This window comes from Streptomyces sp. NPDC060002, assembly GCF_042737245.1.
In the GTDB taxonomy this organism is placed as follows: Bacteria; Actinomycetota; Actinomycetes; order Streptomycetales; family Streptomycetaceae; genus Streptomyces.
This window is the reverse complement of the sequence record NZ_JBHWUW010000032.1, coordinates 25,802-44,915: the sequence shown is the minus strand read 5'-3', so window position 1 is coordinate 44,915 and position 19,114 is coordinate 25,802. Positions and strand designations below refer to the sequence as shown.

Annotated in this window: 18 protein-coding genes and 4 pseudogenes; 12 read left to right on the top strand and 10 right to left on the bottom strand. The window is 66.7% G+C overall.

What is annotated here, in order from left to right:
• Positions 1-4 precede the first annotated feature (4 nt).
• From ACFWBD_RS25760 to ACFWBD_RS25730, 7 genes and pseudogenes are all read left to right on the top strand, one after another.
• A complete protein-coding gene (locus ACFWBD_RS25760) occupies positions 5-1,663 on the top strand; it encodes an L-lactate permease (RefSeq protein ID WP_385671156.1) in 1,659 nt (552 codons plus the stop codon).
• Entirely contained in the window at positions 1,663-3,045 is a 1,383-nt protein-coding gene (locus ACFWBD_RS25755) for an FAD-binding oxidoreductase (protein ID WP_385671153.1), read from the top strand. The genes ACFWBD_RS25760 and ACFWBD_RS25755 overlap by 1 nt, the downstream gene beginning before the upstream one ends.
• The gene (locus tag ACFWBD_RS25750) at positions 3,042-4,277 is read left to right on the top strand and encodes a (Fe-S)-binding protein (protein ID WP_385671150.1); all 1,236 of its coding nucleotides are present in this window, start codon (positions 3,042-3,044) and stop codon (positions 4,275-4,277) included. The genes ACFWBD_RS25755 and ACFWBD_RS25750 overlap by 4 nt, the downstream gene beginning before the upstream one ends.
• 8 nt (positions 4,278-4,285) lie before the next feature.
• A pseudogene (locus tag ACFWBD_RS25745) lies at positions 4,286-4,462 on the top strand (transposase); the annotation flags it as partial.
• 669 nt (positions 4,463-5,131) lie between these two features.
• The gene (locus tag ACFWBD_RS25740) at positions 5,132-5,452 is read left to right on the top strand and encodes a reverse transcriptase N-terminal domain-containing protein (RefSeq protein WP_385671147.1); all 321 of its coding nucleotides are present in this window, start codon (positions 5,132-5,134) and stop codon (positions 5,450-5,452) included.
• Positions 5,442-5,918, top strand: a complete 477-nt coding sequence (locus tag ACFWBD_RS25735) for a reverse transcriptase/maturase family protein (RefSeq protein WP_385671144.1) — start codon at positions 5,442-5,444, stop codon at positions 5,916-5,918. The genes ACFWBD_RS25740 and ACFWBD_RS25735 overlap by 11 nt, the downstream gene beginning before the upstream one ends.
• Positions 5,821-6,906 carry a group II intron reverse transcriptase gene (locus ACFWBD_RS25730; protein WP_385671141.1) on the top strand — a complete coding sequence of 362 codons (1,086 nt, stop codon included), beginning with the start codon at positions 5,821-5,823 and terminating at the stop codon, positions 6,904-6,906. The genes ACFWBD_RS25735 and ACFWBD_RS25730 overlap by 98 nt, the downstream gene beginning before the upstream one ends.
• On the opposite strand, the gene ACFWBD_RS25725 is transcribed toward ACFWBD_RS25730, so the two are convergent.
• From ACFWBD_RS25725 to ACFWBD_RS25710, 4 genes and pseudogenes are all read right to left on the bottom strand, one after another.
• On the bottom strand, positions 6,798-7,403 hold the full coding sequence (locus tag ACFWBD_RS25725) for a GrpB family protein (RefSeq protein WP_385671138.1): 606 nt from the start codon (positions 7,401-7,403) through the stop codon (positions 6,798-6,800). The genes ACFWBD_RS25730 and ACFWBD_RS25725 overlap by 109 nt on opposite strands.
• 102 nt (positions 7,404-7,505) lie before the next feature.
• Positions 7,506-7,721, bottom strand: a complete 216-nt coding sequence (locus ACFWBD_RS25720) for a hypothetical protein (protein ID WP_385671135.1) — start codon at positions 7,719-7,721, stop codon at positions 7,506-7,508.
• A gap of 164 nt (positions 7,722-7,885) precedes the next feature.
• Positions 7,886-8,110: pseudogene (locus tag ACFWBD_RS25715) on the bottom strand (RNA polymerase sigma factor); the annotation flags it as partial.
• 825 nt (positions 8,111-8,935) lie between these two features.
• Positions 8,936-9,706, bottom strand: coding sequence for a transposase (locus tag ACFWBD_RS25710; protein ID WP_385671132.1), 771 nt, complete (start codon positions 9,704-9,706; stop codon positions 8,936-8,938).
• A gap of 60 nt (positions 9,707-9,766) precedes the next feature.
• Between ACFWBD_RS25710 and ACFWBD_RS25705 the strand changes: the two genes are divergently transcribed.
• The gene (locus tag ACFWBD_RS25705; protein ID WP_174855793.1) at positions 9,767-10,282 is read left to right on the top strand and encodes a hypothetical protein; all 516 of its coding nucleotides are present in this window, start codon (positions 9,767-9,769) and stop codon (positions 10,280-10,282) included.
• A gap of 75 nt (positions 10,283-10,357) precedes the next feature.
• Complete coding sequence (locus ACFWBD_RS25700; protein ID WP_385671127.1) at positions 10,358-10,669, top strand: hypothetical protein; 312 nt, start codon at positions 10,358-10,360, stop codon at positions 10,667-10,669.
• A gap of 55 nt (positions 10,670-10,724) precedes the next feature.
• Here ACFWBD_RS25700 and ACFWBD_RS25695 read toward each other — a convergent pair whose 3' ends face one another.
• The 4 genes and pseudogenes from ACFWBD_RS25695 to ACFWBD_RS25680 form a co-directional block, all read right to left on the bottom strand.
• Entirely contained in the window at positions 10,725-11,276 is a 552-nt protein-coding gene (locus tag ACFWBD_RS25695; protein WP_385671125.1) for a hypothetical protein, read from the bottom strand.
• Positions 11,277-11,339: 63 nt separating this feature from the next.
• Positions 11,340-13,277: a trypsin-like serine peptidase gene (locus tag ACFWBD_RS25690; RefSeq protein WP_385671123.1), complete on the bottom strand. Its 1,938-nt coding sequence runs from the start codon at positions 13,275-13,277 to the stop codon at positions 11,340-11,342.
• Positions 13,278-14,003: 726 nt separating this feature from the next.
• Positions 14,004-14,261: pseudogene (locus tag ACFWBD_RS25685) on the bottom strand (hypothetical protein); the annotation flags it as partial.
• A 121-nt stretch (positions 14,262-14,382) separates the two neighbouring features.
• A complete protein-coding gene (locus ACFWBD_RS25680) occupies positions 14,383-14,766 on the bottom strand; it encodes a hypothetical protein (RefSeq protein ID WP_385671121.1) in 384 nt (127 codons plus the stop codon).
• Positions 14,767-14,838: 72 nt separating this feature from the next.
• On the opposite strand from ACFWBD_RS25680, the gene ACFWBD_RS25675 reads away from it, so the two are divergent.
• The gene (locus tag ACFWBD_RS25675; RefSeq protein WP_385671119.1) at positions 14,839-15,609 is read left to right on the top strand and encodes a transposase; all 771 of its coding nucleotides are present in this window, start codon (positions 14,839-14,841) and stop codon (positions 15,607-15,609) included.
• A gap of 111 nt (positions 15,610-15,720) precedes the next feature.
• Positions 15,721-16,652, top strand: a protein-coding gene (locus ACFWBD_RS25670; RefSeq protein WP_385671117.1) for an IS5 family transposase whose coding sequence is annotated in 2 segments (ribosomal slippage) — positions 15,721-16,068 and positions 16,071-16,652 — 930 coding nt in all. Because the reading frame shifts where the segments join, the coding sequence is not laid out codon by codon here.
• On the opposite strand, the gene ACFWBD_RS25665 is transcribed toward ACFWBD_RS25670, so the two are convergent.
• A complete protein-coding gene (locus tag ACFWBD_RS25665) occupies positions 16,601-17,467 on the bottom strand; it encodes a DUF4158 domain-containing protein (protein WP_385671114.1) in 867 nt (288 codons plus the stop codon). The genes ACFWBD_RS25670 and ACFWBD_RS25665 overlap by 52 nt on opposite strands.
• Before the next feature lie 141 nt (positions 17,468-17,608).
• Here ACFWBD_RS25665 and ACFWBD_RS25660 point away from each other — a divergent pair.
• Positions 17,609-17,839, top strand: a pseudogene (locus tag ACFWBD_RS25660) (transposase); the annotation flags it as partial.
• Between the two features lie 268 nt (positions 17,840-18,107).
• On the opposite strand, the gene ACFWBD_RS25655 reads toward ACFWBD_RS25660, so the two are convergent.
• The gene (locus ACFWBD_RS25655; protein ID WP_385671111.1) at positions 18,108-19,112 is read right to left on the bottom strand and encodes a MerR family transcriptional regulator; all 1,005 of its coding nucleotides are present in this window, start codon (positions 19,110-19,112) and stop codon (positions 18,108-18,110) included.
• Between the last annotated feature and the right edge of the window lie 2 nt (positions 19,113-19,114).

Below are 19,114 nucleotides of genomic sequence, written 5' to 3'. Positions count from 1 at the left end.
TTTCATGGCCGGATACCAACAGATCTTCGACCCCGTAGGGGACTCTCTCGGGTGGAGTGCCCTGTGCGCGGCGCTTCCCCTGGTCACGCTTTTCGTATTGCTCGGCGGGCTGCGCTGGAAGGCGTGGAAGGCCGCGCTCGTCTCGCTGGGCGTCGCCCTGGCGGTGGCGGTCCTGGCCTACTCGATGCCCGTCGGGCAGGCCGCGCTCGCGGCGAGCGAGGGCGCGGCGTTCGGCCTCTTCCCGATCGTCTTCATCGTGCTGAACGCACTGTGGATCTACAAGATGACCGAGATCACCGGCTGGGACGCGGTCCTGCGCCGTGCCTTCGGATCGCTCTCCGGCGACCAGCGCATCCAGGCCGTGATCATCGCCTTCTGCTTCGGCGCCCTGCTCGAGGCACTGGCCGGCTTCGGCACACCGGTCGCGGTCTCCTCGGTGATGCTGATGGCCGTGGGACTGCGCCCGATAAAGGCCGCCGCCGTCTCCCTGGTCGCCAACACCGCTCCCGTGGCCTTCGGCGCCATCGCCATCCCGATCACCACCCTGGGCAAGATCACCGGTTTGGAAGCCGCCGACCTCGGCGCGATGGTGGGGCGTCAGACCCCGCTGATCGCGCTGTTCGTGCCGCTGATCCTGGTGTTCATGGTGGACGGACGGCGGGGCGTGCGGCAGACCTGGCCGGTCGCCCTGGTGGGTGGTCTCGCCTTCGCCGGCGCCCAGTTCGTCACCGCGAACTACCTGTCGTACGAGATCGCCGACATCGTGGCGGCCTTCGCGGGCGCGCTGGCGGTGCTGGCGACGCTGCGCGTGTGGCAGCCCTCGGAGGTGCTGGCCGCCCAGCGGACGACTCCGGTCATCGCTGGCGAGTCCATCGAGACCGGCGCCTCGGAGGCGGTGTTGCGACGCCGGCAGACCGGTGAGGGCTCCGCGCTGAAGGCCTTCGCGCCGTACCTGATCGTGGTCGCCCTCTTCGCCGTGGCCACCTCGGGTCCCGTCAAGACCTGGCTGGAGGCACATTCGGGCTGGAAGTTCGCCTGGCCGGGCCTGGATGTGGTCAATGCCAAGGGCGAGCCGCTGTCCACGCTGACCTTCAACTTCAACATCTTCAACGCGGGCGGAACGATCCTTCTGCTGGCCGGCCTGCTCACCGCCGTGCTCTACGGCATCGGCGTCCGCCGCGCGGCCGGGTCCTACGCGAACACCGTGCGGCAGTTCCGCTGGACCGTCGTCACCGTCATGGCGGTGCTCGCCCTGGCCTACGTGATGAACCTGTCGGGCCAGACCGTCACCCTCGGCCTGTTCCTGGCGCAGGCGGGCGGCGCGTTCGCCCTGCTCTCCCCCGTCGTCGGCTGGCTCGGCGTGGCCGTGACCGGCTCCGACACCTCCGCCAACTCCCTGTTCGGCATGCTCCAGGTCACCGCGGCCGACAAGACCGGCATGTCCCCCTACCTGCTCAGCGCCGCCAACACCACCGGTGGTGTCCTCGGCAAGATGATCTCCCCGCAGAACCTGGCCATCGCCGCCGCGGTCGTCGGCCTGGAGGGCCGCGAGGGCGAGTTGTTCCGCAAGGTGGTCGGCTGGGGCCTGGGCCTGCTCGTCGCGGTCTGCGTCCTCGTCTACCTGCAGTCCACCCCGGTCCTCGGCTGGATGGTGGTGGGCTGATGCCGACCGCAACCGATCTGGCCAGGGACCTCGCGGCCATCGTCGGGGAGCGCCACGTCCGGGTCGACGACGGCGCGCTCGCCGCCTACGCCCGCGACGCCACCCCGCTGTTCACCGCGCGCCCGCAGGCCGTGGTGCTGCCCGGCAGCACCGAGGAGGTGGCCGCCGTGCTGCGGTACGCCACCGCCCGCGGCATCCCCGTGGTGCCGCGGGGTGCCGGCTCCAACCTGTGCGCCGGCACCGTCCCGCTGGAAGGAGGCATCGTGCTGGTGCTGACCCGGCTGGACGAGCTGCTGGAGATCAGCTCCGATGAGCTGCTGGCCCGCGCGCAGACCGGTGTCACCACCGCAACGCTCGCGGACGCCGCGGCCGCCCAGGGGCTGCTCTACGCCCCCGACCCGGGCAGCCGCACCGTCTCCACGATCGGCGGCAACGTGGCCACCTGCGCCGGCGGCCTGCGCGGCCTGAAGTACGGCGTCACCCGCAACTACGTGCTCGGTCTGGAGGCGGTGCTGCCCACCGGTGAGATCCTCCGCACCGGCGGCAGACTGTGGAAAGACGTCGCGGGTTACGACCTGACCCGTCTGCTCACCGGCTCCGAGGGCACCCTCGCGGTGATCACCGAGGTCACCGTGGCCCTGCTCCCCGCACCCGCGGACACCGGCACGGGAGTGGCGTACTTCGACTCGCTCGCCGACGCCTCCCGCGCCGTCGCGGCCGTCATCGCCGCCGGGATCGTCCCGGCCACGCTGGAGTTCCTCGACCGCAAGTGCATCGCGGCGGTCGAGGAGTTCGCCGGGCTGGGCCTGCGCGGCGACGCGGGCGCTCTGCTGATCTTCGGCGACGAGGGCTCACCGGCCACCGTGTCCGGCAACCTCGCCCGCATCCAGGACGTGTGCGCCGAGACGGGCGCCCTGGAGGTCACCCTCGCGGAGAGCGTGGCCCGCGCCGACGCGCTGCTCGCGGCGCGGCGCTGCTCGCTGCCCGCCCTGTCCCGCCTCGGCTCACTGACGATCCTCGAGGACGCCACCGTACCGCGGCACCGCATGGCCGAGATGGTGGACCACATCGACGAGATCGCCGACCGCTACGGCCTGCGGATCGCCACCTTCGGCCACGCCGGGGACGGCAACCTGCACCCGACCTGCGTGCTGGACCCGGACGACGAAGACGGCACCGAGCGCGCCCACAAGGCGTTCGCGGAGATCTTCGCGAACGCCATCGCGCTGGACGGCACCATCACCGGCGAGCACGGCGTGGGCGCCGCCAAACTGCCCTACCTCACCGATCGGCTGGGAGAAGACCAGATGGCTCTGCTGCGCCGCATCAAGCGGGCCTTCGACCCGGCAGGCATCCTCAACCCCGGAAAGCTCGGATCATGACCGAAAACCCCATCGTGAACCCGACCGGCCACGCCCCCGCACCCGCGCCTGGGCCGAGGCCGGGCCTCGGGATCTTCGACAAGGAGCTGCTGGACCGCTGCATCTCCTGCGGGTTCTGCCTGCCCGCCTGCCCCACGTACGCCCTGACCGGCGAAGAGACCTCCTCCCCGCGCGGCCGTATCACCCTGATGCGGGCGCTGGAGGCCGGCGACCTCGCCCCCGACGACCCCACGCTGGCCGAGGAGTCGTCGTTCTGCCTGGGCTGCCGGGCCTGCGAGACGGTGTGCCCGGCGGGCGTGGAGTACGGACAACTACTGGAGCAGTGGCGTGACCACCAGTGGAGCGGTCCGAACCGGCCGTGGATCGCCCGCGCCCTGATGGCGCTGGTGTCCCGGCCAAGTCTGCTGCGGCTCCAGGGGCTGGTACGACGGCACGCCCGTGGTACGGCGAAGTCAGCGCCGGCGACGGCCGGTCCCGACCCGGCGGAGGCGTCCGCGGACGACTCCTCTGCGCAGCAGGCGGTCGGACCGCAGGTGGCGCTGATGCTCGGCTGCATCGAACGCGGCCTGTACCCCGGGGTGTCCCGGGCCGCACAGCAGCTCTGCCCGGAGATCACCGTGCCCGCCCGGCAGGGCTGCTGCGGTGCGCTCCACGCGCACAACGGGGACTCCGAGACCGGCGCCGAACTGGCCCGCACGCTCGGCGAACAGCTGCCCGGCACCATCCTCACCACGGCGGGCGGCTGCGCGGCACACCTCGCGCACCACCTGGGCCGGGACCGGGTGCGGGAGTTGAGCGAGTACCTCGATGCCAAGGGGCACCAGCCCGTCGGCCAGGTGACGGTGAACGGCCGCCGGGCGCGCGCGGCGCTCCAGGACTCCTGTCATCTGCGCAACGGTATGGGAGTAACCCGCCCGCCCCGGGAGCTGATCGCCGCCGTCGCCGACTACGTGGAACTGCCCAGCGCCGGCAAGTGCTGCGGCGCGGCAGGCACGTACGCGATGCTCAGGCCGGAGGACAGCAAGAAGGTGCTCCAACCGAAGCTGGACGAGGCCGAGCAGGCCGACGTCGACTACGTGGTGACCGTCAACCCCGGCTGCCTGCGGCAGGTGCAGCAGGGCCTGCGCCGCCGCCGCTCCCGGGCGAAGGCGATCCACCTGGCCGAATTCCTCGCCCTCGCGGCGCGGTCCGCACCGGACGTGCCGCCCTCCGGCAACCCGGCGCAGCGGTGAAACAGGTACTGAAGAAGGCCCAGCGGGACCTGTCCCGTAAGCAGAAGGGATCGAAGAACCGGGAGAAGGCCCGCCTGAAGGTCGCCCGCGCGAAGGTGACCGACGCGCGCCGCGAGTTCCACCACCAGCTCTCCACGCAGCTGATCCGCGAGAACCAAGCGAGTGCGACACGAGGTCGCTCCATTCAAGTGGCCGTATTTCGAATAGGAAAGATATCGGAGATACGGCTCGGGCCAGTGTCCAGGCCCGTTCCCGCGCCCACATGCGTTGCCGGTAACGGCAGGGTGTGAAGTTGGGTGTTCACGCTCCAGAGCTGCCCGGCCATCGGGCGGCAACAAGTAAGGGAAAGACTGGACGGGCGAACGCAAGTGAACTCCCGATAATGCCTCGTGACTATCAGACTGCGCGATGGTGATGCAGACGGCAGTCATAGGACCCGACGCTGAGAGGCGGACGGTGACCCCTGCGGATCGCTTGGCAGGGGCCGGACACCACTGGTCCCGGGGTGAAGGGAGCGCCCTACTCCAGTCGCATCTTGATGGTGCGGAACGTGGAAACCCCGTCGAGGTCCAGCCGGAGACGGCTGGTAAGCCGACCGCAAGGAGGGCCCAACCCCTCAGCGGTAACAGGATGACCCAAGAAGCGAAGGCCGGTAGGTCGAAAGTCCAGGGAAAAGACGGATCACGGCAGTACTCCTGTTCTGTCGCCGCAATAACCCGCCGGATACGGGCCCTTGTGGTCCGGCTCAAAAGAGCGCTGACGTGGGTCGGGTGAGTCTTTGAAGACTCACGCGTAATGAGACCGGAACCGAAGGACAAGTTAGACACCAGGGGGAATAGGTGGGGCACCAGGCCGTGGCCGCGAACTCCGCTGCCTTGGTGAACGGACCGGAGGGCAGCGTCGTCGACTGGCACAGCATCGACTGGGCCGGGTGCGAGGACGAAGTACGGCGACTGAGACGCAGGATCTTCAAGGCATCGCAGGAAGGGGACCTGAAGAAGGTCCGCAATCTGCAAAAGCTCATGCTGCGCTCTCTCAGCAACACGCTGGTGAGCGTGAAGCGAGTGACGCAGCAGAGCTCAGGGCGCAAGACCGCAGGAATTGACGGAAAGATCGCTCTCACGCCCAAGGCGCGGGGCGAGCTGGCGGCCCAGCGGTATTCCGGTGATTCGTGACCGGGCCCTCCAGGCCCGCGTGAAGAACGCGCTGGAGCCCGAGTGGGAGGCCCGGTTCGAGACGAGGTCGTACGGCTTCCGCCCCGGCCGGGGCTGCCACGACGCGATCGAGGCCATCTTCGGCGCCACCGCCCGCAAGGACGCGAAGCGCATGTGGGTCCTCGATGCGGACCTGGCAGCGGCATTCGACCGCATCAGCCGTGACCACCTGCTGGATGCCATCGGGCAGTTCCCCGAAAAGGAACGGGAATGGCTGAAGGCCGGGGTGCTGGAGAGCGGACGGTATGCACCGACTGAGGAAGGAACCCCGCAAGGCCCCGCAAGGTGGGGTGATCAGTCCTCTGCTGCTGAACGTTGCACTGCACGGGATGGAAGAGGCCGCCGGGTGCCGTTATCAAAGCGCCGGTCGGAAGAAAGACCCGATCGCCGCCAAGGGCACCCCGATCCTTGTCAGATATGCAGATGACTTCGTCGCGCTGTGCCACGGCGAGGAACAGGCAAAACAAGTCAAGGATCTGCTTGGTAGGTGGCTGGCCCCACGAGGTCTTCGCTTCAACGAGGAGAAGACGAGGATCGTCCACCTCTCCGAGGGGTTCGATTTTCTGGGGTTCAACGTCAGACGATACAAGAGCAAGACCATCGTCAAACCGAGCAAGGAGGCCATCAAGAGGGTCCGGGCGAAACTGAAGGCCGAAATGACGGCCCTGAACGGGGCCAACGAGGAAGCCGTCATTCGCAGGCTGACCCCCATCGTCAGAGGATGGTCGGCCTACTACCGGACGGTGGTGTCCAGCAAGGCATTTGCCGCACTGGACCACTACGTTTTCAAGCTCACCTATCGGTGGGCCAAGCGTAACCACCCGAAGAAGCCGAAGAACTGGATCGTCAAGCGGTACTTCGGCAAGTTCAGCAGGTCCAGAAACGACCAGTGGGTGTTCGGTGACCGCGTCACCGGTATGCACCTGACCAAATTCGCCTGGACCAAACTATTCCGCCACGTCCTGATCAAATACCGGGCATCCCCGGATGACCCGGCGCTGATCAGGTACTGGGACACCCGCCGCCGGAAGAAGACGCCGCCGCCCATGGACAAGGTCAGCCTGTCCCTGGCGTTCCGGCAGAAAGGGCTCTGCCCGCTCTGCCACCAGGCGCTCATCCCCGGCGCGGAGTACGAGCCGGAAAGTCCCCGCGAGTGGATCGAATGGTTCGCCGCCTCCAAGAAGGCGCTGAACAAACACCACTTCGTGTACCGGCGCGACGGTGGATCGGACGAGAAGAAGAACCTTCGCCTCGTACACGCCTACTGCCACCGACAGCTACAGGCAAAGGACTGCTGTCGTGGGGATCACGCTCTGGGGCCCGTTCTGGTGTGTGGCATCCAGTTGGCCGCGGCGGCCCAGGACTCGGCGACCGCGATGACGAGGTCGACGACGGGGTCCTTCACATCGGCGTAAGTGCCTGTGTCGCTGACGGTGTCCGCGAGGACGTATTTGAAACGGGCATAGGCGGGGACTGCCTCGGGATGGACTCGAAACCAATCGCGGAACAGCAGAGCGAGTCGCTCGTTGGGAGAGCCGAGGAGGCGAACGTGCAGGTTGATGTCCCCACCTGAGTGCCCGCGTCGTGACCACAGTCTCTTCGTCCAGCGTTCCGGGTCGTCGTCGCGGCCAGCGGGGACGTGGTCGTGCTGATAGGCGGATCGCTGAAATCCTTGGTCGCCCAGTGTCTGATCGAATGCGCGCTCGACTTGCTGCAGGTCCTTGACGCTGACTTGCAGGTCAAAGACCGGCTTGGCTGCCATGCCGGGAATGGCTGTGCTGCCGATGTGGTCGACGCGCAGTGCCAGTGGCGCGAGTGCGGAGTGCAGTTCATCGGCGAGGACGATTCCTCGAGCCTGCCAGGCGGGATCGTGGTTGACGACGATGGGGGCGAGCATGGAGTCCTTGGGCATCCGAGAAAGTGTAGAGAATGAGGCCGAGGTCGACTGCAGGACCCGATTGTGCTGGTTCGGCCTGTTGAGAGATGGGTGATGCGGGTGGCTGCGGTGACTGTCTCACGGAGCCGGACAAATCTCCTCGTGCTGTGCGGCGAGCCTGGCCGGGGCCTGGGTGCGGAACTCCGAGAGCTCGTCGTTCCTCTGTTCTGACTGGTCCAGCCGTTCCTCGAGTCTGTTGTTCTCTGCCTTGAGCCGGACGATCTGCTCCTCGCGACGGTCGGGGATCTCGCCAGTGTCCTGAAGTACCTGGAGTCGGCGCTCGAACTCGACCACCCGGCGAGCAGCAGTACTTCGCGGTCGGCCTCGGACAGGAGCATCAACACCCGGAACACGTGCTCGCGGTCTCCGACACTGTCCTCGAACGCCACCGACGGAAGGCGGTCCATCGTCGCTTGTATTCGTTCCGAGAGCGCCTGCCGCCGCAGGTCCGAGCGCACCCGGTTGGCCAGCAGGCGGCGCGCCGCCGCAAGGAGCCACGGCAGCGCATCGTGCGGTACCGACCTCTGCTTGCGCCAGGCCAGCAGGAACGTCTCCGACACAACCTCCTGCGCAGTCTCACGATCTGTGCGGTGCAACAGATAACCCATCACCCGGTCGGCATGAGCCTCATACAAGGCCTCGAGCCACCCGCGCCACTCCTGCGGACCTTCCCGACCCGCCATACGCGCCCCTTCTGGAACAGCCGTCACCAGGAAATGTCCGGCACAGCGCCAACCATTACACCGGAAGCCTCGGGGGGAGGAATTGAGTATTTACGCCCGACCCTGACTGAGAGGGATGCGTGTGAGCCCGGACCAGCTGGTCCAGGCTTCAACCGTGCCCGGGTGGTCCACACACTGTCCCAAGGGCAGCGTCTGCGCGATCACTCGTGGCGTCACCTCGGCGCTATCCGAGCCGGCCGGACGGCTGCTGGTCGCTCGACAGCTCACCCGGTCTCGGCAGCGTCCCGGTCACGCAGGGGCCGCAAGCGCCCCGGCAGACCCACCCCGTGCTCGACCAGGAACTCCATCCCATCCACGCCTTGACCACCCGTGATTAGTTCTCCCACGAGCTCGGCGCCGGCGCCCCGCTGGCCGGGAGCTCACGCAACCACCGGTTCACCACCGCCGTCGGACGCGGCGCAGCCGGGCCATCCTCCAAGCACAGACCGTTGTCAATGAGCACGGGCATCCCCTCAGGGATCAACGGCCGATGCTCGACGTCCCAGGACTCCCAGCCCCAAGGCGAGAAGAAGTTCAGGATCACGAACGCCAACAGTAGAAACACCACACGTCTCAGCGCAAAGCCCAAACCCCAGGCCACGAGCTCAGTTGAAGCCAATCGCCACACGGAAGCTAAGCAGGGACAAGAAACCGGAGGAGATGCAGAGACGGACGGCAGTGCCGATCTTGGTAACCCTGACGCCCCCACACCCATACCTAAGGGCTGTCCCGCAAATGATCTACGAGTCGTCTCGGGCATGGTTGGCCGCAATGTGACCCGCTTACCTATCCGGCGAGGGCGAGGTTGTGCATCCGTGCGATGCCGAGCATGGCGTGGTGGACGCCGTCCCCCTTCAAACGGCAGTCGCGGAGGATCTTCCAGGTCTTCATACGGGCGAAGACGTGCTCAACGCGGGCCCGGACCTGCTTGTGAGACTTGTTGTGTTCCTCCTTCCAGTCCGGGAGTTCACTCTGGCCGCGCTTGCGGCGGTGCGGGATGACCAGGCCGGTGCCCGGGTAGCCGCCGTCGGCGATCGTGGTCGTTCCGCTGACGGCGGCCTTGGCGCCGGACTCCTCCCACGCTTTGCAGTCGTTGCGGTTCCCGGCGAGTGGCTGGCCGACCACGACGACGAGGCGGGTGTCGGCGTCGATGACGACCTGGTGGTTGGTGGAGTACCGGTAGTTCTTCGACCGCTCGGCGACGGTGTGATCCCGGGTGGGGACCAGGGTGCCGTCCACGATGAGCACGGTGTCCTTCGCGAACCGCTTGCGGGGCTGGAGCGCGAGCATCGGTCCAAGGTTGTCGATGATCCGATCCGCCGCCGACTTCGAGATCCCGAACAGCGGGGCGAGCTGCCGCATGGTCAGGTTGGTTCGCCAGTAGGCCGTGACCAGGAGGGTCCGGTCTTCCAGCGGAAGGCTCCACGGCCGCCCCTTGCGGGCCGTGTCCGCACCTGAACGACGCAGCACTGTCACCAGCTTCCCGAAGGCGCGCGGGCTCAGCCCGGAGAACGGGGCTATCCAGGACGGCTCCGACGCCGTGATCACACCAGCCACATCGAGATCATCTCGCCCATGCGGCCACTTCCGCTCAGGCCCGTGGTCGAGAATCCTGCCATGAGTGAAGGTGACCGCCACGAGGCATCCACACGTACATTCCTTGCATGCGCAGCCGAAGTGGCTCGCCTGCTGGAACTTGAGGCTGCGGCCGACGTGCCTGAAGACCGACGTGCGCGGCACCTGGCCGGAGCCGCACGAAGGCCACTGCTGGAACGCGCCACTCTGTCTGAGGAGTTCTTCGATCCGCTGATGGCTGCTGCTGTCTACGACCCGGACCCAAGCTTCTGCCGCTGGTTCGTCGAACCGGCGCTCTATGCATTCGGGCGCCGCAGGGTCATGACAGCATTGCTCGGCTATCTCCGCACGGGCACGACCGCAGAGATAGCCGGTGCCCGGCGGGCCTGGTACTGCGCACATCTGCCACTACGCGCTGACCGGTCACCGGCCTACGCGTCCAGCGGAAGTCGCGATCCGGCCCTGGATGAAGTGGACGACGTGGTGGACCAGTGGCGGGAGTCGTCCAGCACCCAGCAGCGTGATTGCAATGCCTCAGGGAGCCACGGCCAAGCCTGAGACCCTCGTGGCCAAAGGGCCGTGGCGCAACTCCTGGGGGTTACGGGACAACCCTTAGTCTCCGTTTTCCACGACATGGCGCAACTCACCGCCACATACAACGAGTACCGCGCGCGCAGCATCATGACCAATCACTCCGCGCTCATGGTGCTGCCAGGCAACCGAGACCCCCTGACCATGGATTTGGTGGGTCGCATCCTGGCGGAGGAGGACGGCATCCGAATGCGTCGGCGTTCGGTTCGCCGTCTGCGCCCAGGGACCGCGCTCTGTGTATACGAGCATCTCCCGGTCCAGGAGATCACCTTGCGTTCCTCCAGCCATGACCCATCGCTGCGAGCGCTGAGCCCTCCTGAGGATGCCGACGGGCTGATCGTCGAGCGGCGGTGACGTCGGGCGGCCCGTGAGCGTAACCGGACGCCCTATGACGGTGAGCTACCGTCGCTCAGCTCTCGCATCCTGTGATGTCGTCTGTGCAGTCCTGTACGTCCTCGGCTCCGATGGTGTTGAGCCGCCAGCTGATGATCCCCTCAGCTTGTCCGCCCGCGGGAGTGGTCCGAGCGGTGAAGGGGGTGCCGGCCGGGATGTTGAACTGGTCCGCTTCGCGGTCGCCGCACTCCACGTCCCACTCGTTCGCCGCGTCGCCCCGCATCAGGGTCAGCGTGAGAGTGTGCGCTGAGGGAGTCTGGCAGGAGATGTCGAAGGTATAGGGCTTCTGGCTCTGCGTCTTGAAGGTCCTGCTCAGTCCCTTGGCCAAGGTTGTCGTGCCCGAGTCCTCCCGGAAAGCGCTCTCGGATTCGACTGTGTTCAGAGCACGTGCCGCGCGCTGCATCGCCTCTTCCACATCTTCCTTGCCGTCCCATGTGAGAGGTGGAGATGTGGACTTGCTTTTTCCGTTTCCGGGCTGGTCCGGTTCCCGCCCCTGCTCCGCGCAGGCTCCTGTCAGTGCTGCAACGGAGAGGAGGAGGATGAAGATGAGGGGACGGCGTGCGCGCATGAGGCTCCAGTCGAGTAGGGCGGGGGTGGTGCCGCCCGAGGCGGCACCACCCGTAGAGGGACGCTAGCGGGTACTGCGTCGGTACAGTTCGGGACCGCAGACCCGGGCGCAGGGGTCGTCCGAGCGGGTCCTCGGGGCGGCGAAGCCAGCCGGCGGCGGGACAAGCTGGTACTCGCGGCCAAGTGCGTCGGCCTGCGTATTGCCGTACATGGACACTTCGCCGTCGGACCAGCGCACGAAGAGGTCGTCCTCCCAGTCGTTGGCACCGAACTCGCCGGCTGCGACCACGCGGGCATGGGTCCAGGTGCTGTTCGCTGCGAGTACCGTGGACCCGCTGTTCAGTCCTTGAGTGCCGACGTCCTGGTAGACCGTCAGTTTACCATCGGCCCACTTCACGAAGAGATCATAGTTCGGGTTGGCGTCACTGGTATCCCCATCGAAGTCGCCTCCGGTGATGAGATCGGCGCTGTCCGCCCACAGACTGTTCTTCGGCATGAGCTGCGTCTCTGCGTGGAATCCGCTGCCGTCGACGTTGGTGTACTTGGTTACCTCACCGTCAATCCAGCGCACGACCAGATCGTCGGACCACTTGTTGCCCCCGTACTTTCCCGTGGCGATACCCTTCGCATTCTTCCAGATTGATTTGGCTGGGGCCACCTTGATCTCATTTGCCGGATGCTGGTCCAGCGATGTGGGCAGTTTCGTCTTTTGATCGATGTCCTTATAGATGGTCACCTCCCCGTCCACCCATTTAACCATCAGATCGTAGGCATTTGATCCGGTATAGTCGCCGGCGGTGATAATATCGGCGTATTCGCTCCATAGATCATTGGGCTCAGCCAGTTGCACCTCGCAGGGCTGTCCGGCTTTGCAACCGGTGTAGAAACCCTGGTTCTGGTCACCCGGGTAGAGGGTCATCTCACCGTCGCTCCACCTGACGATCAAGTCAGAGTCACCGAACTTCTGCGACTCCGTGTGGAACGTGCCGGAGGTAGCGGCCATCGCGTGCCGCCACAGCTTCGAATCCCCCAGGCCGTCGGAACCCTTTGGCGTATCCGGCTGGTAATCGTTGACCGCCTGGTTGTAGAGGCGGACCACGTCTGAGTCGAACTGCGAGGAGTATGAGATGTCGTCCCGGGTCCCGCCTGTCTTGTAGCCGCCGATGACACCGATAATGTCGCCGCGCTTGCCGTCGAAGTTGCGCAGGAAAGGACCGCCGGAAACACCCGGGGCGAAGCTGTCGCAGGCTATCTCGAGGAATCGGCCGTCGAAGCCTTTGGTTGTGGTGGAAGGGCAGACAAGCGGAGCTTTTGAGCCCCCGGGAAATCCGATGAGGGTGACATTTCGCTGGCTGAGCTGCGCGGAATGAAGGGTGACGAGTTCGTTCCCCATACCCGTGGCGTTCTCCAGGAACTCTCCCTTGGAGTTCGGCCCCGACCTCAGAAAGGCGAAATCAAGGTCGTCGGCCTTGGCCGGCCCCTGGGACAGGTATCGGCCGTCGATCCAAATCTTTCCCTTTTTGATGGGGAATATTCCGAACGGGGCGACGCCGTGACCGGGGTGTGCCGGGTCCGGCTTCCAGCCGGGTGCGAACGCCAGGTTTTTGAAACGGTCGTTGTCGTTGAGGCAGTGAGCTGCGGTGATGATGAGGGACTTCGTCGGGGAGGCGACAGACGAGGCGGAACAGAATTGGTCCCGGTTTCCGGGATCCGATTGAGGGTCGTCGTCATCACTGATGAGGAATACGCCAGCGGTAGCCACGCCTTTCTTGTCGAAGGCGGAAGGTGCCCGCAGCGTCTTGCCAGGCGAAGCATCGCCACCCGCGACTGCGCTGCCATCTCCCGCTCCGTCCGCCGCCTTGCCTGACTCCACCGGGACGGCCTCGGCGATGCGCTCGGGCGTCCAGTAGGATTCCGCAGCCCTGGCCTCGGCGATCTCCTCAGGCGTCGCCTTCAATTCGTCGCCCGACGGTGGCAGTGGAGGATTCGTTGGCTTGGTCACCGAGGCCGGACCTGAAGGCGACGGGGTATCGCGAGTGGGCGTTGCAGGTTCCGTATCTTCGAAACCAGGCGGCAGCGGAGAAGGCAGAGGTGTGCTGGTGCCGGTCGACACAGGCGACTGAGTCACAGAGGGCGTGGGCGATGCTGCCGCCGCAGGCGCGGCTATCAGGATCGCAGCGGCTGCCAGAGCCGGTGCACCTACTCTCCACCGCGGGCGTAATGCGAACTTACTCAAGTTTCCTGCCAATCAGGTCGGGCCGTCAAGGGATGGCGCAGCGTCAAGGCACACTGCCGTCGCTACGTGGGTAGATCATCTGCACACTATGAGAAAACTGTGAATCGATCGATCACTAATCTCTACGATCCGGCATAAACGGCCAGAACCCGCCACCCCCGGAATTTACGATTCCGCCCTCGCTGCTTCCCTCGCGGGCCCGCCCACCGGCACGCAGGTCAATTCCATCACCTGGGTACCGCCCTTTAATCGCAGGAAGTGACACCCCCGGAAATCGGACTCTTCGGATATTCCCGACCCCTGCTGGCGGCGCGCGAACGCCGCTCTGGTCACGTTCTCGAGCCCAGGAACCTTCACCGAATCTTGGCGACTATTAGCCCTCAGTAAAGGGCCGTGAACTGGCTCGTCCGTGCAGCAGATGAGACGAGCGATTGGTGTCCCCACCCGACCGATGTGGACCCAAGCCGGAGGGCGGCCCAGCCGTCAGGTGTTCCCGGTGGACTGGTTGCTGACCTCGCTCACGGTCCACCGGCCTGCCTCGCGCATGAAGCTGATCTCGCCGGCACTCAGAACCATGTCTCCGCCGGCACAGGCCACGTGCTCACTTCGCCGCGGGGCCAGCCGAAGCACACCGTCCATATCGATCACGAAGGTGAACGGTTCGGTCAGTTCCGCCGCCGATTGCTCCACGATCCAGCCACCGAAGTCAGCCGCCGAGCCGATCCGACGGCCGCCGTCACCGGGCCGCACCGCAGCCTTCAGCTCAACCGGTCCGACATATCGGTAACTCCGCCCCCGCGCGTTCACGTCAGCCAACCTAAGAGTTGTACCGTAACTGCTGGTCACAGTGAGCCGTTGGCGTCGGCTGACGTCAGCCGAAGAGGAGGTCGACGTCCTTCTCGATGCAGAGGTGCAGGACGGCCACGAACTGGCGGGCGTCGTCGAGGTGCCGCTGGAGGAGCGGGTCCATGTTTCCCTCTTGAGGTTGGTCGGCGATCTCCTGCAGGCGGGGCAGGATCGCCGCGCACTGGGCCGGCGTGAGGTCCGGGCCGTCGTCGTCGGGATGATTGAGGAGTGGTGCCAGGGTGGTGGAGACGTCTTTCCAGGAGCGCTGTCCACCGAAGCCGTCCATCTCGTTCAGTTCGAACCCCTCGGCCTGCGCCAGCCACCGCCGGAACACTCCAAAGCCGGTGTAGGACCAGGACACGTCTGGGCTGCTGGTGTCGTCGTCTCCTGGGAACAGAACGAGCCCCACGTGTCCTCCTCGTTGACCGAGCCCACAGGATCGGCCTGAGGGAAGGGCGACGGCAACTGAAATGATCTCGCTGTGGCTGGTGTGATCACGGCGTCGGAGCCGTCCTGGATAGCCCCGTTTACCGGGCTGAGCCCGCGTCAGTTCGGAAAGCTGATCACCGCGCTGCGGCGCGAGGGTGCGGACCCGGTGCGCAAGGGCCGGCCGTGGAGCCTGCCGCTGGAGGACCGTGTGCTGCTGGTCGCCGCCTACTGGCGGACCAACCTGACGCTGCGCCAACTGGCCCCGCTGTTTGGGGTGTCGAAGTCGGCCGCCGACCGCATCATCGACCACCTCGGACCGGCGCTCGCCCTCCAGCAACGCAGGCGGTTCCGCAAGGACGCCGTGCTGATCGTGGACGGCACCCTGGTCCCCACCCGCGATCACCGGGTCGCCGAGCAGTCGAAGAACTACCGCTACTCGACCAACCACCAGGTCGTCATCGACGCCAACACCCGGCTCGTCGTCGCCGTCGGCCGCCCGTTGCCCGGCAACCGCAACGACTGCAAGGCGTGGGAACTGTCCGGCGCGAAGGACGCCGTCGGCAAGACAACGGTCATCGCGGACGGCGGCTACCGCGGCACCGGTCTGGTCATCCCGCACCGCCGCGAACCCGGCCAGGCCGAACTCCCCGAGTGGAAAGAGGAACACAACACCTCGCACCGCAAAGTCCGCGCCCGCGTCGAGCACGCCTTCGCCCGCATGAAGACCTGGAAGATCCTCCGCGACTGCCGCCTCAAGGGCGACGGCGTCCACCACGCCATGCTCGGCATCGCCCGCCTGCACAACCTCACCCTCGCCGGGTGACGGAGAAAAGCCAGGCCATCCAGCACGTTAGAGATCATTTACGGGACAGCGCTTAGGCGCTGTTTCTCGGATCTCCTGACGTGAGTGGGGTGTTGGGATCAGGCTGGTTGTATGGGTCGTGGGGATCTGACGAATGCGGAGTGGGATCGGCTGGAGTCGTTCTTGCCTCGTGGTGGTGCGCGTGGGGGTCGGTGGAGTGATCACCGTCGGGTGATCAACGGGGTTCTCTATCGGGTGCGGACGGGTGTGCAGTGGCGTGACCTGCCGGAGAGGTTCGGGCCGTGGGAGACGGTCTATAAACGGCATCGCCGCTGGTCGGCGGATGGCACGTGGAAGATGCTCCTGTCTCGCATCCAGGCCGCCGAGGACGCTGCCGGTGGGGTCGACCGGGACGTGTCGGTGGACTCGACAGCGGTGCGGGCCCACCATCACGCCGCCGGGGCAAGGCACGCGCCGCCCGCCGCGATCCCTCAAAGGGGGCCCGGTCGGGGGACGAACCGGGTCGATCCGGTGTTGCGGAAACTGGCCGTCCGGCTGGAGGAGGTGGTCAGATCGGCGAGTGTCTGGGACGTTCCCGAGGAGGATTCACCACCAAGATCCACCTCGTCGCCGACGGACGATGCCGGCCACTCGCCTTCGTCCTGACACCTGGACACTACGGTGACGGCCCTCAGCTCGAGCGTGTGCTGGCGCAGATTTGCGTGCCCCGGGCCGGAGTCGGACGGCCTCGCACCCGGCCCGACCATGTCCTGGCGGACAAGGCCTACACATCCCGCAGCAACCGCCGTTACCTGCGACGACGCGGCATCCGGCACACCATCCCGGAACGTCTCGACCAGCAGACACACCGACGGAATCGAGGTTCCCGAGGCGGCCGGCCCACCGGCTTCGACAGCGAGCGCTACAGGAAACGCAACACAGTCGAACGTGCCATCAACCGGCTGAAGAACTTCCGCGCGGTCGCCACCCGCTACGAGAAACGCGCCTGCATCTACCTCGGCACCGTCACCCTCGCAGCCCTCCTGATTTGGCTCCGCACATGATCCGAGAAACAGCGCCTAATCCGCTCCAGGTTCGCCGGGTACTCCTTCGACGCCCGCGCCCGCCACGCATCCACCAGCTTCTCCGACACGTCCGCGAACAGGTCCGCGGGAAGCTCCAGCCTCCGCACTCGCTGTAGCTTGTTCACCTCCGCCAGCACGCTCTCCAGGCCCGGCGCCCCCGGGTCCGCCTTCAACTCGGCGAAGTGCGACCGCCCGCCGCCCACAGCGGCGCCGCCCCCTCCTTTGTCCTTCTCCTCCTCGCCGTCGGTGACCAGGCCCTCCAGGCGTAAGCGCGTCGCGTTCGAGATCCGCTCCACCCTGCTGCGGCAAAAACGGGCCTCGAAGTCCGTGACCGCCCGGCCCACCAGCCGCTGAACCTTCGCCGGGTCCGGGGGCTCGATGTGGTCGTTGCGGCACCGGGCCACCACGGCCGCCATCAGGCGCTCGCGCGAGAGCTCGACCGGGCACAGCTCTGCGGCCGGCCAATCCGCCAGCCTGTCCTGGTCCTCCTCGGTACTCGCCCGGAACCCGAACGCCCTACGGATCTCCGTGCGGTGCCGGGTGATAGCCCGTCCCTGCCAGTCGTACGCGGCCCACTCCTCGGCCGGTACCTTCACTTGCTGGGCCACGTACGCCACCGCCGGTGCCGGGACCTCTCCCGCACTCTCGGGAAACCGCGCCTCGACCTCGAAGAACTTCAACAACATGGCGAAGCCCAGCCGGTTCGCCCCGGTCTTGTTCCGTAGCCGTACAACCTCGTCCTCAAGAAGCGTCCAGACCTCGATCAGGTCTTCTGGCTCCCACTCCCGCCGCACTGAGGTTCCCCCGAGATGCGGAGTGTGTTGACAGAGGATCAGATGGTTCTCATGAGAGGAACATCGACCATGGCCGCCCCCGGAAAGTACTCGCTGGAGTTGCGTGAGCCTGCGGTGCGGATGTAGCGGACCTTCGACCCGAAGCCCCAGATCAAGAAGCTTGCTGTCGATCTCGGCGTGCGTCCGGAGGCGCTGCGCGGCTGGATCCGCCAGGCCGAGGCCGAGGCCGACGCCGGCGAGCGGGCTGGCCGGCTCACCACCGATGAACGCGCCGAACTCGCCGCGCTGCGCAAGGAGAACGTCCAGCTCAAGCGGGCGAACGAGGTCCTGCGGACGGCTTCGGCGTTTTCGCGGCGCAGCTCGACCCGACCCGGCCCAGGTGACGGCGCTCCTTGACGAGCACCCGCATTTGGGGGTCGAGTGCGTACTCCGGGAACTCTCCATCGCCTCCCCCACCTATTACCGTTGGCGCCGTGCCGAGCGCGAGCCATGCGAACGCGTGCGCCGGGACGCCGAACTCACCGAGCAGATCAAGGCCGGGTCGCGCAGCGCGCGCCACCCATCCCCCCTCGGTGGACGGTGATAGGTCCGGGACCTTCCGCCCCGCGGGCCGCATACGCGGCACCCCAGGAGAGATCCGTCACCGTGCGTCGCGTAGCTGAAGAAGGTACGCCGCGGTCAGCGCAACGGCACGGTCCTCGTCATGCGACAGCTCCACGAGGGCACGTGACGCTGTGGTCCCCGGGATGTCCGCCAGCGCCTGGGTCAGCCGTCCGCGTGCAGGCGCTTCAGTGGTGTCGTGGGCGAGGCGGTCGACGAGTCTGGTCGCGATCTGATCGGCCGTTGCGGTGTCGCTCGCCAGCACGCTCAGTGCATCGGCTGCATCGGTGTCGTTCCTTCCCTCCACGATCATGTCGATGAGCGTCGGGACCGCATCGGCCACTCCACGTGTCCCGAGCGCCAGAGCCGCATACCCGCGGACCACGACGTCGGGGTTCGCGAGAGCGTCCCGCAGCCGCGCGGTAGCCTCACCACCGGGCATCTCGGCGAGGGACTGAACAGCACGTTCCCGCACCGCGGCCACCGGTGAGCCGAGGCCCTCCGCCAGCAGTGCCGGGCCGCCGTCGCCCGATCGCGCCAGCGCCCAGCGAAGGGCTCCGGCGACGTTCGGCTCCGTCTCGCTCAGCGCCGCCTCGACCAGGGCCTCCACCGGCACCGGAACCTCGTCGACCGAGGAAAGGGCCGCGCGCTGGCGCGCATCGGCGCTCTTCGACCCCAGTGCCTGGAGGAGCGCGACGACCTGGAGGACGTCCTCCCAGCCGGCGGGTTCCGCGGCGTCGATCCGGTGGAGCCGCGTGAGCAGCTCGGTCTCGGCCGCGATGCGTTCGCGCGTCTGACGGATGAGGTCGCCGACGAGCGCCGTGGGCGTGAAGCCGGGATCGTCGAGCGCGCGCCCGATCTCACGCAGTGACAGTCCCAGCGACCGCAGGCTCTCGATATGGAAGATCCGCTGGATGTCCTCGCTGGAGTACTCCCGATAGCCGGAGCCCGTACGACCCGAAGGCCGCACCAGGCCGAGCGACTCGTAATGCCGGAGCATGCGGGCGCTGACCCCGGACCGTCGCGCCACCTCACCGATCAACACTT

What these genes read in the sequence shown, in the direction of transcription:
- ACFWBD_RS25750 (WP_385671150.1), top strand. Translation starts at nt 3,042, where the DNA reads ATGACCGAAAACCCCATCGTGAACCCGACCGGCCACGCCCCCGCACCC.
- ACFWBD_RS25730 (WP_385671141.1), top strand. Translation starts at nt 5,821, where the DNA reads ATGGAAGAGGCCGCCGGGTGCCGTTATCAAAGCGCCGGTCGGAAGAAA.
- ACFWBD_RS25705 (WP_174855793.1), top strand. Translation starts at nt 9,767, where the DNA reads ATGAGTGAAGGTGACCGCCACGAGGCATCCACACGTACATTCCTTGCA.
- ACFWBD_RS25760 (WP_385671156.1), top strand. Translation starts at nt 5, where the DNA reads ATGGCCGGATACCAACAGATCTTCGACCCCGTAGGGGACTCTCTCGGG.
- ACFWBD_RS25725 (WP_385671138.1), bottom strand. Translation starts at nt 7,403, where the DNA reads ATGCCCAAGGACTCCATGCTCGCCCCCATCGTCGTCAACCACGATCCC.
- ACFWBD_RS25755 (WP_385671153.1), top strand. Translation starts at nt 1,663, where the DNA reads ATGCCGACCGCAACCGATCTGGCCAGGGACCTCGCGGCCATCGTCGGG.
- ACFWBD_RS25700 (WP_385671127.1), top strand. Translation starts at nt 10,358, where the DNA reads ATGGCGCAACTCACCGCCACATACAACGAGTACCGCGCGCGCAGCATC.
- ACFWBD_RS25695 (WP_385671125.1), bottom strand. Translation starts at nt 11,276, where the DNA reads ATGCGCGCACGCCGTCCCCTCATCTTCATCCTCCTCCTCTCCGTTGCA.